Annotated in this window: 11 protein-coding genes, 1 tRNA gene and 3 rRNA genes; 3 read left to right on the top strand and 12 right to left on the bottom strand. The window is 50.4% G+C overall.

The features are described from left to right. Nucleotides 1-14: 14 nt before the first annotated feature. From birA to pepQ, 10 genes are all read right to left on the bottom strand, one after another. Complete coding sequence (birA, locus tag MPHASIOC01_RS26065; protein WP_064598134.1) at nt 15-977, bottom strand: bifunctional biotin--[acetyl-CoA-carboxylase] ligase/biotin operon repressor BirA; 963 nt, start codon at nt 975-977, stop codon at nt 15-17. Then, nucleotides 974-2002 carry a UDP-N-acetylmuramate dehydrogenase gene (murB, locus tag MPHASIOC01_RS26070; RefSeq protein WP_353613595.1) on the bottom strand — a complete coding sequence of 343 codons (1029 nt, stop codon included), beginning with the start codon at nt 2000-2002 and terminating at the stop codon, nt 974-976. Before murB ends, birA begins: the two co-directional genes overlap by 4 nt. Nucleotides 2003-2230: 228 nt before the next feature. Continuing rightward, nucleotides 2231-2346: ribosomal RNA gene (rrf, locus tag MPHASIOC01_RS26075) — 5S ribosomal RNA — on the bottom strand. Between the two features lie 97 nt (nt 2347-2443). Then, a 23S ribosomal RNA gene (locus MPHASIOC01_RS26080) occupies nt 2444-5348 on the bottom strand. A gap of 221 nt (nt 5349-5569) precedes the next feature. Then, nucleotides 5570-5645, bottom strand: a tRNA-Glu gene (locus tag MPHASIOC01_RS26085). An 86-nt stretch (nt 5646-5731) separates the two neighbouring features. Further along, nucleotides 5732-7273 (bottom strand): 16S ribosomal RNA (locus MPHASIOC01_RS26090). Together the 16S, 23S and 5S rRNA genes with 1 tRNA gene alongside form the textbook arrangement of a ribosomal RNA operon. Nucleotides 7274-7641: 368 nt before the next feature. Then, on the bottom strand, nt 7642-8181 hold the full coding sequence (gene hemG, locus MPHASIOC01_RS26095; protein ID WP_353613596.1) for a menaquinone-dependent protoporphyrinogen IX dehydrogenase: 540 nt from the start codon (nt 8179-8181) through the stop codon (nt 7642-7644). 10 nt (nt 8182-8191) lie between these two features. Further along, complete coding sequence (trkH, locus tag MPHASIOC01_RS26100; protein ID WP_064596954.1) at nt 8192-9643, bottom strand: Trk system potassium transporter TrkH; 1452 nt, start codon at nt 9641-9643, stop codon at nt 8192-8194. 30 nt (nt 9644-9673) lie between these two features. Beyond that, a complete protein-coding gene (locus tag MPHASIOC01_RS26105) occupies nt 9674-10285 on the bottom strand; it encodes an IMPACT family protein (protein ID WP_064596952.1) in 612 nt (203 codons plus the stop codon). Continuing rightward, nucleotides 10285-11616 (bottom strand): Xaa-Pro dipeptidase, encoded by a 1332-nt coding sequence (gene pepQ, locus MPHASIOC01_RS26110; protein WP_064596950.1) that lies wholly within the window; start codon nt 11614-11616, stop codon nt 10285-10287. Before pepQ ends, MPHASIOC01_RS26105 begins: the two co-directional genes overlap by 1 nt. Nucleotides 11617-11803: 187 nt before the next feature. Here pepQ and fadB point away from each other — a divergent pair, with 187 nt between their 5' ends. Further along, on the top strand, nt 11804-13993 hold the full coding sequence (gene fadB, locus MPHASIOC01_RS26115; RefSeq protein WP_353613597.1) for a fatty acid oxidation complex subunit alpha FadB: 2190 nt from the start codon (nt 11804-11806) through the stop codon (nt 13991-13993). Nucleotides 13994-14003: 10 nt separating this feature from the next. Beyond that, the gene (gene fadA, locus MPHASIOC01_RS26120; RefSeq protein ID WP_064596946.1) at nt 14004-15170 is read left to right on the top strand and encodes an acetyl-CoA C-acyltransferase FadA; all 1167 of its coding nucleotides are present in this window, start codon (nt 14004-14006) and stop codon (nt 15168-15170) included. Between the two features lie 103 nt (nt 15171-15273). Here fadA and fre read toward each other — a convergent pair whose 3' ends face one another. Beyond that, nucleotides 15274-15975 (bottom strand): NAD(P)H-flavin reductase, encoded by a 702-nt coding sequence (gene fre / locus MPHASIOC01_RS26125; protein ID WP_353613598.1) that lies wholly within the window; start codon nt 15973-15975, stop codon nt 15274-15276. A gap of 46 nt (nt 15976-16021) precedes the next feature. Next, on the bottom strand, nt 16022-17506 hold the full coding sequence (gene ubiD, locus MPHASIOC01_RS26130) for a 4-hydroxy-3-polyprenylbenzoate decarboxylase (protein WP_064596942.1): 1485 nt from the start codon (nt 17504-17506) through the stop codon (nt 16022-16024). 233 nt (nt 17507-17739) lie between these two features. On the opposite strand from ubiD, the gene rfaH reads away from it, so the two are divergent. After that, the gene (gene rfaH, locus MPHASIOC01_RS26135; protein ID WP_353613599.1) at nt 17740-18231 is read left to right on the top strand and encodes a transcription/translation regulatory transformer protein RfaH; all 492 of its coding nucleotides are present in this window, start codon (nt 17740-17742) and stop codon (nt 18229-18231) included. Nucleotides 18232-18247 lie beyond the last annotated feature (16 nt).

The raw sequence follows: 18247 nt of genomic DNA on the forward strand, positions 1-18247 counted from the left end.
GGGGAGCCCCCTGTTTACATCACTCCGCGCAATGAAATCTCGCCACCCATCCACGGCGTGATCATACCATTTTGTTCCAGCATTAACGCTCCCTGTTCATTAATGCCCCGAGAGATACCGGTAATTTCCCGCTCACCAATAATAAGTCTCACAGGACGGTTTATAAAGTTGTCCAGTTTTTCCCAACGAGGCAAAAATGGTGTCAAGCCATGGGCCTCAAAAATCAAAAGTGCGTCCCGCAAGGCATTGATAAGATAAATTGCCAGCTGGTTACGGTCAATTGACACTCCCGCCTCTTGCAGGCTGATCCACCCCTGGTTAACAATGGTTGATTCAACATTACGCATTGTCAGGTTGATCCCTGCCCCACTGACGATATGTGCAGCATCACCTGTTTTACCTGTTAATTCAGTTAAAATACCCGCAAGTTTTCGGTCGTGAAGATAGAGATCATTAGGCCATTTTACACGGACCTGGTCTGCGCCCAGTGCATGGAGTACTTCTGCCATAATGATGCCAATCACCAGGCTCAGGCCTACAGCTGCCGCCGGCCCTTGTTCAAGTTTCCAGTACATGGAAAGATAAAGGTTGGCTCCAAATGGTGAAAACCACTGGCGTCCCCTACGCCCTCTCCCTGCTTGTTGGTATTCAGCAATACAGACATCACCCGAATTAAGTTCATCAATACGTTCAATAAGGTACTGGTTAGTTGAATCAATAACGGGGAGAACTGTCACGTTTCCTGCTGTGACACCCGCCTGAACAACATCAGCGCTAAGTAACTGGATGGGTTCTGGAAGGCTGTAACCTTTGCCTGGCACTGTGAAAACGTCAATACCCCAATCACGCAGTGTTTGAATATGCTTATTAATTGCCGCCCGGCTCATACCCAGGTGTTCACCCAGTTGTTCGCCCGAGTGAAATTCACCATCCGACAAAATAGAAATAAGCGTTAATGGTACTTTATTATCCTTCATGCAATCGCCTCCACAGCACTGACTTCACCCTGACGACCAATGAAGCGCACTTCAGGTTCCAGCCACACATTGAATTTCTCACCGACCTTCTGCCGCACGTTTCTGGCAAGGTTTACAACATCTTCGCTGGTTGCATTATTGACATTAACCAGTACTAATGCCTGATTCTGATGCACTGCCGCCCCCCCTGTCCGGTAGCCTTTTAGCCCACACTGGTCGATAAGCCACCCAGCTGCCAGTTTAACAGTGCCGTCAGGTTGGGGATAATGAGGTATTTTGGGGTAGTGTTGCATCAGGACATTTGCAGTCATTTCATCTACTACGGGGTTTTTAAAGAAACTGCCAGCATTACCCTGTACAGCCGGGTCTGGTAATTTTGTTCGACGCATATGGCACACTGCATCAAATATTTGCTGCGGAGTAACACTGTCTATTGTCAGTTGCGCTAAATCACCATACGTAATTAAAGGTACCCACTGCTTCGGCAGGCGAAAACCTACGGCCACAATGGCCATTCGGTCTTTATACTCGTGTTTAAAAATGCTGTCCCGGTAAGCAAACTGGCATTCTTCAGCGTTCAGGCGCAGCCCCTCGCTGGTTTCCAGATTGATACAGTCAACGTAGGCGCATACATCTTTTATTTCACGTCCATATGCCCCAATATTCTGGATAGGTGATGACCCAACACAGCCGGGTATTAGAGCAAGATTTTCCAGACCAGCAATCCCCTTCTCCAGGGATAATTCAACCAAATGATGCCAGTTTTCGCCAGCACCGACATGTAGTAGCCAGTTATTGCTGTCTTCTTCAATTTGGATTCCGGCAATACGGTTAAGAATAATCGTGCCAGAAAAATCATCAAGGAACAGGAGATTGCTTCCTTCCCCTACGATGAGAGCAGGTTGCTGAGCGCTCTGCGCACTTTGCCAGGCCGAAACAATATCTGCCGCGGAATTTGCAATGACGATATGCTGCGCGCAGACATCTATGCCAAAGGTATGAAATGGTTTTAACGTATTGCTCATGAACGCTCTTCCTGCTGACCAACAGCAATTAGTGTAACCGATTCATGGTGTAATGGCTTGTCACAAGAAGGATTTTGATACCCGCCAGATGGATAACAGAAAATACGGCCCAGACGCTTATCACACAGAGTATTGCTGCCTGAATGTATCTCTGATGAATGGTGCAGATTTGGGTATATTACAAAGCAAAAAACCCCCAGCTTTCGCTGAGGGTTCTTCTTAATTAAAGCCTGGCAGTTCCCTACTCTCGCATGGGGAGACCCCACACTACCATCGGCGCTACGGCGTTTCACTTCTGAGTTCGGCATGGGGTCAGGTGGGACCACCGCGCTCTTGCCGCCAGGCAGATTCTGTTTTATTCACCGCCTCACGGCCATGAATCTTATCCGTTAACAGGCTGAAAATTTCGTCTCTCTCACACCAAAACATCTTTGGCGTTGTAAGGTTAAGCCTCACGGTTCATTAGTACCGGTTAGCTCAACGCATCGCTGCGCTTACACACCCGGCCTATCAACGTCGTCGTCTTCAACGTTCCTTCAGGACTCTTAAAGAGTCAGGGAGAACTCATCTCGGGGCAAGTTTCGTGCTTAGATGCTTTCAGCACTTATCTCTTCCGCATGTAGCTACCGGGCAGTGCCATTGGCATGACAACCCGAACACCAGTGATGCGTCCACTCCGGTCCTCTCGTACTAGGAGCAGCCCCCCTCAATTCTCCAGCGCCCACGGCAGATAGGGACCGAACTGTCTCACGACGTTCTAAACCCAGCTCGCGTACCACTTTAAATGGCGAACAGCCATACCCTTGGGACCTACTTCAGCCCCAGGATGTGATGAGCCGACATCGAGGTGCCAAACACCGCCGTCGATATGAACTCTTGGGCGGTATCAGCCTGTTATCCCCGGAGTACCTTTTATCCGTTGAGCGATGGCCCTTCCATTCAGAACCACCGGATCACTATGACCTGCTTTCGCACCTGCTCGCGCCGTCACGCTCGCAGTCAAGCTGGCTTATGCCATTGCACTAACCTCCTGATGTCCGACCAGGATTAGCCAACCTTCGTGCTCCTCCGTTACACTTTAGGAGGAGACCGCCCCAGTCAAACTACCCACCAGACACTGTCCCCACGCCAGATTATGGCGCCAGGTTAGAACATCAAACATTAAAGGGTGGTATTTCAAGGTTGGCTCCATGCAGACTGGCGTCCACACTTCAAAGCCTCCCACCTATCCTACACATCAAGGCTCAATGTTCAGTGTCAAGCTATAGTAAAGGTTCACGGGGTCTTTCCGTCTTGCCGCGGGTACACCGCATCTTCACGGCGAGTTCAATTTCACTGAGTCCCGGGTGGAGACAGCCTGGCCATCATTACGCCATTCGTGCAGGTCGGAACTTACCCGACAAGGAATTTCGCTACCTTAGGACCGTTATAGTTACGGCCGCCGTTTACCGGGGCTTCGATCAGGAGCTTCGCTTGCGCTGACCCCATCAATTAACCTTCCGGCACCGGGCAGGCGTCACACCGTATACGTCCACTTTCGTGTTTGCACAGTGCTGTGTTTTTAATAAACAGTTGCAGCCAGCTGGTATCTTCGACTGACTTCAGCTCCATCCGCGGGGGACTTCACCTACATGTCAGCGTGCCTTCTCCCGAAGTTACGGCACCATTTTGCCTAGTTCCTTCACCCGAGTTCTCTCAAGCGCCTTGGTATTCTCTACCTGACCACCTGTGTCGGTTTGGGGTACGATTTCGTGTTACCTGGAGCTTAGAGGCTTTTCCTGGAAGCAGGGCATCTGTCACTTCAGCACCGTAGTGCCTCGTCATCACGCCTCAGTGTTAATGAGCAACCGGATTTGCCTGGTCACTCCACCTTCACGCTTAAACCGGGACAACCGTCGCCCGGATGACACAGCCTTCTCCGTCCCCCCTTCGCAGTAACACCAAGTACAGGAATATTAACCTGTTTCCCATCGACTACGCCTTTCGGCCTCGCCTTAGGGGTCGACTCACCCTGCCCCGATTAACGTTGGACAGGAACCCTTGGTCTTCCGGCGTGCGGGTTTTTCACCCGCATTATCGTTACTTATGTCAGCATTCGCACTTCTGATACCTCCAGCATGCCTCACAGCACACCTTCACCGGCTTACAGAACGCTCCCCTACCCAACAACACTCAGTGTCGCTGCCGCAGCTTCGGTGCATGGTTTAGCCCCGTTACATCTTCCGCGCAGGCCGACTCGACCAGTGAGCTATTACGCTTTCTTTAAATGATGGCTGCTTCTAAGCCAACATCCTGGCTGTCTGGGCCTTCCCACATCGTTTCCCACTTAACCATGACTTTGGGACCTTAGCTGGCGGTCTGGGTTGTTTCCCTCTTCACGACGGACGTTAGCACCCGCCGTGTGTCTCCCGTGATAACATTCTCCGGTATTCGTAGTTTGCATCGGGTTGGTAAGCCGGGATGGCCCCCTAGCCGAAACAGTGCTCTACCCCCGGAGATGAATTCACGAGGCGCTACCTAAATAGCTTTCGGGGAGAACCAGCTATCTCCCGGTTTGATTGGCCTTTCACCCCCAGCCACAGGTCATCCGCTAATTTTTCAACATTAGTCGGTTCGGTCCTCCAGTTAGTGTTACCCAACCTTCAACCTGCCCATGGCTAGATCACCGGGTTTCGGGTCTATACCCTGCAACTGGACGCCCGGTTAAGACTCGGTTTCCCTGCGGCTCCCCTATACGGTTAACCTTGCTACAGAATATAAGTCGCTGACCCATTATACAAAAGGTACGCAGTCACCCCATTAAGAGGCTCCCACTGCTTGTACGTACACGGTTTCAGGTTCTTTTTCACTCCCCTCGCCGGGGTTCTTTTCGCCTTTCCCTCACGGTACTGGTTCACTATCGGTCAGTCAGGAGTATTTAGCCTTGGAGGATGGTCCCCCCATATTCAGACAGGATACCACGTGTCCCGCCCTACTCATCGAGCTCACAACGGGTGCGCTTTCGTGTACGGGGCTTTCACCCTGTATCGCCGGCCATTCCGGACCGTTCCACTAACACACCTGCTGATTCAGACTCTGGGCTCTTCCCCGTTCGCTCGCCGCTACTTGGGGAATCTCGGTTGATTTCTTTTCCTCGGGGTACTTAGATGTTTCAGTTCTCCCGGTTCGCCTCATTAACCTATGGATTCAGTTAATGATAGTGTGACGAGTCACACTGGGTTTCCCCATTCGGACATCGCCGGTTATAACGGTTCATATCACCTCACCGGCGCTTTTCGCAGATTAGCACGTCCTTCATCGCCTCTGACTGCCAGGGCATCCACCGTGTACGCTTAGTCGCTTAACCTCACAACCCGAAGATGTCTTCGTGCTGTAAGTTTTGAGAGACTCACGAACAACTTGCGTTGTTCTGTGTTTCAATTTTCAGCTTGTTCCGGATTTTTAAAGAGCAAATATCTCAAACGTGATTCACTGCTGAATCAGTTTTGAGATACTGAGGTCGGCGACTTTCACTCACAAACCAGCAAGTGGCATCCCCTGGGAGGTCTGACCTCATCAGTTAACGCCTGGCGTCCCCTAGGGGATTCGAACCCCTGTTACCGCCGTGAAAGGGCGGTGTCCTGGGCCTCTAGACGAAGGGGACACTGAAGTCTGCTTCGCAAGACGCCTTGCTTCTTTACTTTCATCAGACAATCTGTGTGAGCACTGCAAAAGACCGTATCTCTAAGGTAAGGAGGTGATCCAACCGCAGGTTCCCCTACGGTTACCTTGTTACGACTTCACCCCAGTCATGAATCACAAAGTGGTAAGCGCCCTCCCTAAGGTTAAGCTACCTACTTCTTTTGCAACCCACTCCCATGGTGTGACGGGCGGTGTGTACAAGGCCCGGGAACGTATTCACCGCGGCATTCTGATCCGCGATTACTAGCGATTCCGACTTCATGGAGTCGAGTTGCAGACTCCAATCCGGACTACGACGCACTTTATGAGGTCCGCTTACTCTCGCAAGTTCGCTTCTCTTTGTATGCGCCATTGTAGCACGTGTGTAGCCCTGGTCGTAAGGGCCATGATGACTTGACGTCATCCCCACCTTCCTCCAGTTTATCACTGGCAGTCTCCTTTGAGTTCCCGGCCTAACCGCTGGCAACAAAGGATAAGGGTTGCGCTCGTTGCGGGACTTAACCCAACATTTCACAACACGAGCTGACGACAGCCATGCAGCACCTGTCTCAGAGCTCCCGAAGGCACTCCCGCATCTCTGCAGGATTCTCTGGATGTCAAGACCAGGTAAGGTTCTTCGCGTTGCATCGAATTAAACCACATGCTCCACCGCTTGTGCGGGCCCCCGTCAATTCATTTGAGTTTTAACCTTGCGGCCGTACTCCCCAGGCGGTCGACTTAACGCGTTAGCTCCGGAAGCCACGCCTCAAGGGCACAGCCTCCAAGTCGACATCGTTTACGGCGTGGACTACCAGGGTATCTAATCCTGTTTGCTCCCCACGCTTTCGCACCTGAGCGTCAGTCTTCGTCCAGGAGGCCGCCTTCGCCACCGGTATTCCTCCAGATCTCTACGCATTTCACCGCTACACCTGGAATTCTACCTCCCTCTACGAGACTCCAGCCTGCCAGTTTCGAATGCAGTTCCCAGGTTGAGCCCGGGGATTTCACATCCGACTTGACAGACCGCCTGCGTGCGCTTTACGCCCAGTAATTCCGATTAACGCTTGCACCCTCCGTATTACCGCGGCTGCTGGCACGGAGTTAGCCGGTGCTTCTTCTGTCAGTAACGTCAATTGATGAGCGTATTAAGCTCACCACCTTCCTCCTGACTGAAAGTACTTTACAACCCGAAGGCCTTCTTCATACACGCGGCATGGCTGCATCAGGCTTGCGCCCATTGTGCAATATTCCCCACTGCTGCCTCCCGTAGGAGTCTGGACCGTGTCTCAGTTCCAGTGTGGCTGGTCATCCTCTCAGACCAGCTAGGGATCGTCGCCTTGGTGAGCCGTTACCTCACCAACAAGCTAATCCCATCTGGGCACATCTGATGGCAAGAGGCCCGAAGGTCCCCCTCTTTGGTCTTGCGACGTTATGCGGTATTAGCCACCGTTTCCAGTAGTTATCCCCCTCCATCAGGCAGTTTCCCAGACATTACTCACCCGTCCGCCGCTCGCCGGCAAAGAAGCAAGCTTCTTCCCGCTGCCGCTCGACTTGCATGTGTTAGGCCTGCCGCCAGCGTTCAATCTGAGCCATGATCAAACTCTTCAATTTAAAGTTTGATGCTCAAAGAATTAAACTGTTTATTCGTAATGAATTAACTGTTAGCCACTCTTTAAGACTTGATAATTTTTAGCGTCTTGCGACGTTAAGATATCAGTGCTTATGAGTGCCCACACAGATTGTCTGATAAATTGTTAAAGAGCAGTGCCCCCCTATTTCCGGGTGGCGCGGGCTGCGTATATTACGCTTTCCCGCTGCAGAGTCAAGCATTTATTTTTACTTAACTTTGCCTGACAGGCCGGTTTGTTTGCCGTTGTGCCGTGTCAGTGGTGGCGCATTATAGGGACTAATCTCTCGCTGGCAAGTGTTTAATACAAAAAAATTATCGTTCGCCTGGTTTTCGAACAAAGCGCTCGTTTTTACAACTTTTTGCCCGGTAAATTAGCAACTTCACGAGTAAAAGCATCAACCTGAGCCCAGTCTGTATAGACCACTTCTTTATGTGTATCTGTCTCTCCCCCTGTCATTTTCATGATCAGTAAAATCATTAACCGGTCATACCAACGATATTTGGGGTAACGCAACGCACCTGCAAAAACGGCACTGAGCGAAGGTGCCCATGGCGAATCAGACAAAAACTTGCGTGTATAACTGTTAGTCTGTGGCGTTCTTTTCTCTGGCTTTCTGGCTACCAGGTTAACCGCGAAGAAAGCACTGGAGAGTTGGTTTAGCACCGAAGCATGGCGTTTCACAAAATTGCCTAGTGAGGAATGAAAGTGCCCATAACGAATAGATGCTCCAATAATAACCTTGTCAAAGCGCTCCCATTCAATATCAGGGGTACGGTGCAGGTTCATTACATCGCACTCCTCTCCTTCAGCGCGTAACTGAGTTGCAACATAATGTGCAATTTCCCGTGTATGCCCATCCCGGCTGGAAAATAAAATCAGCGTTCTCATAGTGTCCTTCTTATTCTTTCCAGAAAGTAGGGGTAAACAAAACTAATAGTGTGAAGACTTCAAGTCGTCCGAATAGCATATCCACAATAAGAATCCATTTAGCAACTGGATTCATACTGGCAAAGTTATCAGCCACAACACCCAGCCCCGGCCCCAGGTTATTTAGCGTGGCCACTACCGACGCGAACGCAGAGAAATCATCAACACCTGTCGCGATAATAGCCAGCATACTGAGGATGAATACCAATGCATAAGCAGAGAAAAAGCCCCACACTGACTCCAGGATGCGCTCCGGCAATGCACGGTTCCCTAACTTAATGCTGTAAACCGCATTAGGGTGTACCAGGCGTTTAAGCTCACGATTTCCTTGTTTAAATAACAGCAGGATACGGATAACTTTCAGGCCACCACCGGTCGAACCGGCACAACCACCAATAAATGCCGAGCATAATAGTAATACCGGCAGGAAAAGGGGCCAGCGCGCAATACTGTCTGTAGTAAACCCTGCCGTTGTTGCCATGGAGACAACCTGGAAAAAAGATTGATTCAGAGTTTGCCAGAATGAGCCGTAGGTGTGATGCAGAATTAACACCAGCGTACAAATCAATACCAGCGAGAATTGCACCCCAATAAACATACGAAATTCGGGGTCACGCCAGTACACTTTCAAACTTCTCCCGCTCAGCAACGAAAAGTGCAGGCTGTAGTTACACCCTGAAATCAATAAAAACAGCGCGATGATTGAGTTAATTGCCGGGCTGTCAAAGTAACCAATGCTGGCATCATGAGTGGAGAAACCACCAATGGCGATAGTGGAGAAACTGTGGCTGATAGCATCAAACATGGGCATGCCGGCAAACCACAAAGCGGCAGCACAGGCAATGGTCAGTAATACATAAATAAGCCAGAGTGTTTTGGCTGTTTCAGCAATACGTGGGCGCATTTTGTTATCTTTTAGTGGCCCTGGCATTTCCGCGCGATAAAGCTGCAATCCCCCAACGCCCAAAATTGGCAAGATAGCCACAGCCAGCACAATGATTCCCATACCACCGAACCATTGCAGCATCTGGCGATAAAATAAAATGGCATGTGGCAGTGTATCCAGACCAACCAGTGTTGTTGCACCTGTGGTTGTTAACCCGGAGAAAGATTCAAAAAATGCATCGGTGATAGTGAGATTGGGGCGCTCAGCGAAAATAAAGGGCAGTGCCCCGACACTCCCCAGAACAGTCCAGAACAACACGACTATCAAAAAACCTTCCCGTGGTTTTAACTCGCGCTTTTGGTGGCGGTTGGGCCACCACAGCAACGCGCCGATAGCCAACGCAACGAAAAAGGTTTGTGTAAAGGCTCTCCCCGCGCCATCTCGATAGATCAGGGCCACCAGCCCGGGAATAAACATCGTTCCCGAAAATAAAATAACCAGTAAGCCAACAATTCTGACTATAGGGCGAAAATGCATCACGCGTGGATCCTTCGAAAATAAGAGAGACTATCCAAAAGGGAATAATTGTATCGAACCCCGGCTCATGTCTGCCAGGCGCGAACGAAACACGTCAATATGACTCGGGGGCAATGCGATAGTTAACAGCACCACATCCTGATAGTCACTGGAAACAATGAGCCCTTGTGTTTGAGCAACAAGTCCCTCAACAGAAGCCAGCAACCCATATTCACAACGCAAAGTATAGGACCTCAGTGCCATCTTCCGCTGCGTAGTTAACTGAGCTAACGCATCGCTAACACCACCACCATAGGCTTTGACTAACCCACCGGTACCCAGCAATACACCACCATAATAACGCACCACGACAGCGGTAATTTCACCCACTCCGCTTCCCTGTAACTGCGCAAGAATCGGTTTACCTGCGGTTCCGGCAGGTTCACCGTCATCGGAGAAACCGAGTTGCTGTGAGTCGTCAGGCGCACCGGCTACCCAGGCCCAGCAATGATGCCGTGCACTGGGGTGCGTAGAGCGTATTTGCTCAACAAATGCTTTTGCTGCAGCCACGCCATCGGTATGTGCCAGAAAAGTAATAAACCGACTTTTTTTAATCTCAGCACTCACTTCTACGGGCGCAACAGGAATGAGCCAACTCTCCATTAACTGAGTTTCAGATCCCGTGTCATGTTCTCAATGCTCTTCTCATGAATCACCACGTTATCTTCGATACGAATACCGCCATAGGGTTTCAGCGATTCAATTTTCTGCCAGTTGAAATGTTTGCTATACGCCCCTTCTCGCCAGGCTGACAGCAAAGACTCAATAAAATAGATGCCAGGCTCGATAGTCAGCACCATACCGGGTTCAAGCACCCGGGTACAACGCAGATACGGGTACTTCTCTGGTGCTGGTAAGTTTGTGCCGGAGTCATCCTGCATAAATCCGGCTACATCATGCACCTGCAGCCCCAGCGAATGTCCAATGCCATGAGGCATGAAAGGTCCGGTAATATCCGCATCTACCATTGCCTCTTCACTGATGCCAGTAATTATCTGGTGTTTACGCAGTATCTGCGCAATACGCTGATGGAACTGTAAATGATATTCGGTATAGCGTGTGCCTGCCTGCATAGTGGCAATCAGTGCCTGCTGATGTTCATTCACGTCTTTAATCAGTGCGGCAAAATCATTGTCATTTTGAGCCGACCATGTGCGCGTCAGATCTGCGGCATAACCGTTATATTCAGCCCCAGCGTCCAGCAAGAAACTGAGGTTTTTAGCCGGAACCTGGTGATCCAGTTTTGTGTAATGCAATACCGCAGCATGCTCATTCAGCGCCACAATATTGCCGTAAGGAACATCAGTGTCCCGGTGACCCGTCGCGGTTAAATAGGCCTGGTTGATATCAAACTCACTCATCCCGGACAGAAAGGCATCATGAGCTGCATGATGACCCACCACCGCCATTTTTTGCGCCTCACGCATGCAAGCCAGTTCATACTCGGTTTTATAGGCCCGGTAGAAGTGCAGGTAATCAATCACTCCCTGAGGGTTAATATTGCTGGCTTCAATGTTGAGTTGCAGAGCGCGTTCCGGAACAGGGCCAATATAAGCAATATTTTTGCGTTGAGCGGGCAGCATACTGCCAATCTCTTTGGCATTAGCCAGAGCACTCAGTTCAATCTCATCAGTCCAAAAAGATTGCGGTAACGGTTCAACGTTGTGCCAGTAATCAACAGGCAACCAGAACCACAATTTTGGCTTACTGACGCCATCCACCAACAGCCAACAATTAGGTACCTGTGTAACAGGTACCCAGGCTTTAAACTGCGGGTTAACTTTAAATGGATAAGGGTGATCATCGAGAAAAACATTAAATAATTCACCGGAATGAATCAGTAGTGCATCCAGATTGAAACGTGCCAGCACATTGCGAGTACGTTCCTGCAATGCCTCAATATGTTCTTTATACAGTGCGACTAACGAGTCCATAACTTACCCTTTGTACGTTAACCCTGAAGTGGGCATTTTAACACACCCGCTTATTCAGAGCGTGTTTTCGCGTATCCGTGATCTTTCCAGCAAAAAATTAAAGATTAATTTGCAATTTTTTAACATAAATTCCACACTCCGCTCATCTGGTACGACCAGATCCCTTTGCTGGATTCAGGAGACTGACATGCTCTACCAAGGTGAAACCCTTTATCTCGACTGGCTGGAAAATGGCATTGCCGAACTGGTATTTAGCGCGCCCGGTTCAGTCAATAAGCTGGACACCGCGACGGTTGCCAGCCTCGGAAATGCACTGGATATACTTGAAAAACAAAAAGATCTAAAAGGTCTGTTACTGCGTTCTGATAAAAATGCTTTTATTGTCGGCGCAGATATCATGGAGTTTCTTTCTCTGTTTTTGGTCCCGGCCGAGCAGCTCAGCCAATGGTTGCACTTCGCCAATAGCGTATTTAACCGCCTTGAAGATCTGCCTGTACCAACAATATCCGCGGTTAATGGCTATGCGCTGGGTGGTGGTTGCGAATGTGTGCTGGCAACTGATTTCCGCCTTACCACACCGGAAGCACGTATTGGTTTACCGGAAACAAAACTGGGGATTATGCCTGGGTTTGGCGGTTCTGTTCGCTTGCCTCGATTGCTCGGTGCGGACAGCGCGCTGGAAATTATTGCCGCAGGCAAAGATGTGGATGCACAGCAGGCACTGAAAATAGGTCTGGTTGATGGTGTGGTAAGCCAGGAGAACCTGAAAACCGCAGCAGTGCAGGTCTTACAACAGGCCATAACCGGAAACCAGGACTGGCGCAGCAAACGTGCTGTAAAACTGGCGCCGTTGAAACTCAGTAAAATTGAAGCCACCATGAGTTTTACGATTGCCAAAGGCATGGTTGCTCAAACTGCCGGGAAACATTACCCGGCACCAATGACAGCAGTAAAAACAATAGAAGCTGCCGCCACATTAGGCAGAGATGATGCTCTGAAGCTGGAGAATCAAAGTTTTGTTCCCCTGGCTCATTCCCCTCAGGCCCGGGCTCTGGTTGGCATTTTCCTTAACGATCAGCACGTAAAAAGCCTGGCGAAAAAATACAGCCACGATGTTGCATTACCACAGCAGGCTGCTGTTCTGGGTGCGGGAATTATGGGTGGCGGTATCGCCTGGCAGTCCGCCTGGAAAGGCGTACCGGTACTCATGAAAGATATCAATGAGAAGGCGCTGGCGCTGGGCATCAGTGAAGCCAGTAAGTTACTGAACAAACAACTTGAGCGTGGGAAAATTGATGGTATCAGGCTCGCCAGTGTGATGGCGGCTATTCAGCCAACACTGCATTATGCAGGTTTTGAGAAAGCTGATGTGGTGGTTGAAGCAGTTGTTGAGAACCCGAAAGTTAAAAAAACCGTGCTGGCCGAAACCGAAAATCACATTCGCCCGGACTGCGTACTGGCTTCGAATACATCGACCATTCCGATCAGTGAACTGGCCAGCGTATTACAACGCCCGGAAAATTTCTGTGGTATGCACTTTTTTAACCCGGTGCACCGTATGCCGCTGGTCGAAGTGATTCGCGGTAAGCAAACCAGTGAAACCACACTTGCCAAAGTGGTTGCCTGGGCCAGCAAAATGGGGAAAACACCAATAGTGGTGAATGATTGCCCAGGGTTCTTCGTAAACCGGGTTCTGTTCCCGTATTTTGCTGGTTTCAGCCAACTACTCAAAGATGGTGCCGATTTCCGCCAGATTGACCGGGTGATGGAAAAACAGTTTGGCTGGCCGATGGGCCCGGCTTACCTGCTTGATGTAGTCGGAATCGATACCGCTCACCATGCCCAGGCGGTAATGGCCGCTGGCTACCCGCAGCGCATGCAGAAAGCCTATCGCGATGCCATTGATGTGCTGTTTGACGCCGGACGTTATGGGCAAAAAAGTGGCCAGGGTTTCTGGCGCTATGAAACCGACAGCAAAGGCAAGCCGCGTAAAATCGCTGATGAGAGTGTTGCTGGCCTGCTCTGTGAGGTTTGCCAGCCCGCGGCTGAGTTCAGTGATGAAGCCATTATTGCACGCATGATGATCCCCATGGTTAACGAAGTCATTCGCTGCCTGGAAGAAAACATTATCGCTTCGCCTGGAGAAGCTGATATTGCTTTGGTGTATGGCCTTGGCTTCCCTCCGTTTCATGGTGGAGCGCTGCGCTGGCTGGATTCTCTGGGAAGTGCCAAATATCTCGATATGGCAAATCACTACCAGGAACTTGGGCCACTGTATACCGTCACCGATGGCTTACGCGAAAAAGCCCGCACCAACGCAAGCTATTATCCATCTGTGGAGCCTGCCCGCCCATCCAGTAACCTGCAATGTGCCTGAGGAGTGAGTTATGGAAAAAGTTGTCATCGTTGATGCCATCAGAACCCCAATGGGCCGTTCAAAAGGCGGGGCATTTCGCTTTACCCGTGCAGAGGATTTATCCGCTCACTTGATGCGCAGCCTGCTGGCACGCAACCCGGCACTGGATGCCGCGGAAATTGACGATATTTATTGGGGCTGTGTTCAGCAAACACTGGAGCAGGGTTTCAACGTTGCCCGAAACGCTGCACTGCTTGCCGAGATCCCACACAGTGTGCCAGCTGTAACGGTTAACAGGCTATGTGGCTCATCTATGCAGGCACTGCATGATGCAGCCCGCATGATAATGACAGGTGACGCACATGTTTGTCTGGTCGGTGGCGTGGAACATATGGGTCATGTCCCCATGAGCCACGGGGTGGATTTTCACCCGGGCCTGAGCCGGAATGTTGCTAAAGCGGCCGGGATGATGGGTCTTACGGCTGAGATGCTGGCCCGAATGCACGGCATTTCCCGTGAAATGCAGGATGCGTTTGCAGAACGGTCACACAAGCGTGCTTTTGCCGCAACACAGTCTGGCGCGTTCAAAAGTGAAATTGTGCCAACAGGTGGCCATGATGCACAAGGCGTTCCGCTTATGCTGGGCACAGATGAAGTTATTCGTCCTGAGACTAACCGGGAAAGTCTCGCGGCACTGAAACCGGCCTTTGATCCCGTCACGGGTACCGTTACCGCAGGCAGTTCATCCGCACTGTCCGATGGGGCTGCAGCCCTGCTGGTCATGAGTGAGAGCCGGGCGAAGGCACTTGGGTTACCCATTCGGGCCCGCATTCGTTCTATGTCCGTAGTAGGTTGTGATCCTTCGATTATGGGGTATGGCCCGGTACCCGCATCAAAACTGGCGCTCAAAAAGGCCGGGCTTACCCCAGCAGACATAGATGTATTTGAAATGAATGAAGCATTCGCCGCTCAGGTATTGCCTTGTATTAAAGATCTGGGGCTTATGGATATGCTGGATGAGAAAATAAATCTTAACGGCGGTGCCATCGCGTTAGGCCACCCACTGGGGTGTTCCGGTGCGCGTATCAGCACAACCTTGTTGAATATTATGGCGGGGAAAGATGCGCAGTTTGGCCTGGCGACAATGTGTATTGGGCTGGGACAGGGTATTGCGACCGTTTTTGAACGAACTGAGTAACCGATTAGTTGCCGTTTTCCCGCCTGTCAGGGGCGGGTTTTTTCATGTTTTGGCGGAAAAACACCTTTAGTTACGTGGTGTTCTCCCGCTTCTAACGTTTCTGTCAGATGAAAGAAAAAGCGTCACCAAACATGCGGTCTTCACGCGCGCTGCGCTCATTACAGAACAGCTCGCGGGCAATTTTCGCCATTTCAAAACGGCCGGCGATGTAAATATCATGCCCGGCAAGCGTACCATAATCCTGCATAACAGCAGCCAGTACCGTCCCGGTGCGTCCCTGCCAACCTCCCTCAGGCTGCTCGACCACAGCTTCAACCCGCAAATTGCGGTGCTGAAGAGTCAGTGCTTCGAGTTCATTGAGATCGTACAAGTGTTTTTCTTCACGCCCGCCCCAGTAAATTGCGATATCCCGCAGTGGGTTACGTTCCAGCGCAGTAAGCAGAATTGAGCGAACATAAGAGAAACCCGTACCACCGGCAATCAGAACCAGTGGGCGATCATCCTCTTCACGCAACCAGGCTTCACCGTGGGGCAAATCGACGACAATTTCACGGTCTTTCAGGATCCTGTCCATCACAGCCATTGCGTACAGATTCAGTTCAGACGCACCAATATGCAATTCGATATAGTCATGTTCAGACGGCGTGGAAGCCAGAGAAAACGGGCGTTTATCCCGCTCATCCATTACTACCATCAAATACTGCCCGGCACGAAAAGAAAAATCAGCTTCCGGTAGTAAACGTACACGATACACCGTATCCGTAATGGCTTCTACCGAGGTCACTTTACAGCTTAAAATTGTCATGCGTTCCCTCTTCGGGTCATTAAAGCGATGTTGCAACGGCTGCGGCTCAGGCAGTTTTACCGTCATCCACTATACCAAGCTGCGACCAGATAGCATCAACACGAGCGACCACATCAGGATCTTTGGTTATGGGATGCCCCCACTCACGTTGTGTCTCACCTGGCCATTTATTTGTGGCATCCAGCCCCATTTTCGAACCCAGCCCGGAAACAGGCGAAGCGAAATCCAGATAATCAATCGGTGTGTTTTCAATCATCACAGTATCCCGGGCAGGATCCATACGCGTAGTAATCGCCCAGATAACATCGTTCCAGTCACGCGCGTTGATATCGTCATCACATACAATAACAAACTTTGTATACATAAACTGACGCAAGAATGACCATACGCCCATCATTACGCGTTTGGCATGCCCCGGATACTGTTTTTTCATCGTGACTACTGCCATACGGTAAGAACACCCCTCTGGCGGCAAATAAAAATCGACAATTTCCGGGAATTGTTTTTGCAAAATAGGCACAAAAACTTCGTTCAGCGCCACCCCCATCACCGCCGGTTCATCAGGCGGGCGGCCGGTATATGTTGAGTGGTAAATGGCATCTTCGCGGCGCGTAATATGTGTGACTGTCATCACCGGGAAGCTATCCACTTCATTGTAGTACCCAGTATGGTCACCATAAGGCCCTTCTACTGCCACTTCGCCTGGTTCAATGTAACCTTCCAGTACAATCTCTGCACTGGCAGGCACTTCGAGGTCGTTGGACAGGCACCTGACCACTTCCGTTTTATTGCCACGCAGCAACCCGGCGAAAGCATACTCTGACAGTGTGTCCGGCACAGGCGTTACTGCACCCAGTAAAGTGGCCGGGTCTGCCCCCAGCGCCACAGAAACGGGGAAGCGCTCGCCCGGATTGTTTTGACAAAATTCCTGAAAATCCAGTGCGCCGCCACGGTGAGATAGCCAACGCATAATAATTTTGTTTTTACCCAACACCTGTTGACGATAAATCCCGAGGTTTTGACGTTCCTTATGTGGGCCACGCGTCACAGTCAGCCCCCAGGTAATCAACGGTGCGGCATCTTCGGGCCAGCAATGCATGACTGGGATCTGCCCCAGGTCTACATCGTTACCCTGCTGGACAATTTCCTGGCAAGGTGCTGAGCGAACCCGCTTTGCGGGCATATTGAGAACTTGTTTAAAATGCGGAATTTTATCGAATAAATCACGAAAGCCTTTAGGAACCTCAGGCTCCTTGAGGAACGCCAGTAACGTCCCCACTTCACGTAACGCGGAAACATCGTCACGCCCCATGCCCATTGCCACCCGTTTTGCCGTACCGAATAAATTACATAGCACGGGCATCTTGTAACCTTTTGGATTTTCGAACAATAGTGCAGGGCCGCCTGCACGCAGAGTGCGGTCAGCTATTTCTGTTATTTCCAAATGGGGATCAACAGGGAGTGTAATACGTTTTAGTTCACCCTGCGCTTCGAGCAGGGTAAGAAATTCGCGTAGATCGTGATATTTCATGCTGTTCTTTTTCGCACCAAATTTAGCACATCATTATACGGACTTAAGCCCGTTGATGCTGTAATTTTGTTAAATTAGCGTGAATTCACCGCACAACCTGCGTACAACTTTACCTGTAATACCCCAGGCCGCTGGAGAAAATACACTGGTAAATAGCCACGTTACTTGAGCGGCTATCCCTCTTCTGCACTATTTGCTATGCTTGCCAGTCGGGCGACAATATTAGAGACATTATGGAATCCTGGTATCTGCTTTATTGTAAACGTGGGCAAGTACAACGGGCGCAAGAGCATCTGGAGCGCCAGTTTGTTAATTGTGTCACGCCAATGATCACCCTTGAAAAAATTGTGCGTGGTAAGCGGACTGCGGTACAGGAACCCTTATTTCCAAACTATTTATTTGTCGAATTCGACCCGGAAAGAATTCACACCACAACGGTTAATTCTACCCGGGGAGTCAGCCATTTTGTGCGTTTTGGTACGCAGCCTGCCATTGTACCCACCGATGTTATCAACCAGTTACTGAGTTATCAGCCAGGTTCCGATATTACCGACCCGGAGACACCATATCCAGGCGACCAGGTTGTAATTACGGATGGAACATTCGAAGGGCTGGATGCCATTTTTACCGAACCCGATGGCGAAACCCGCTCCATTCTTCTGCTTAACCTGCTAAACAAACAGGTGTTGAGAAGCGTTAAAAATACCGAGTTTCGCAAAATTTAACGCCCCGGGATCAGGG

It is taken from the genome of Mangrovibacter phragmitis (assembly GCF_040429585.1).
In the GTDB taxonomy this organism is placed as follows: Bacteria; Pseudomonadota; Gammaproteobacteria; order Enterobacterales; family Enterobacteriaceae; genus Mangrovibacter; species Mangrovibacter phragmitis.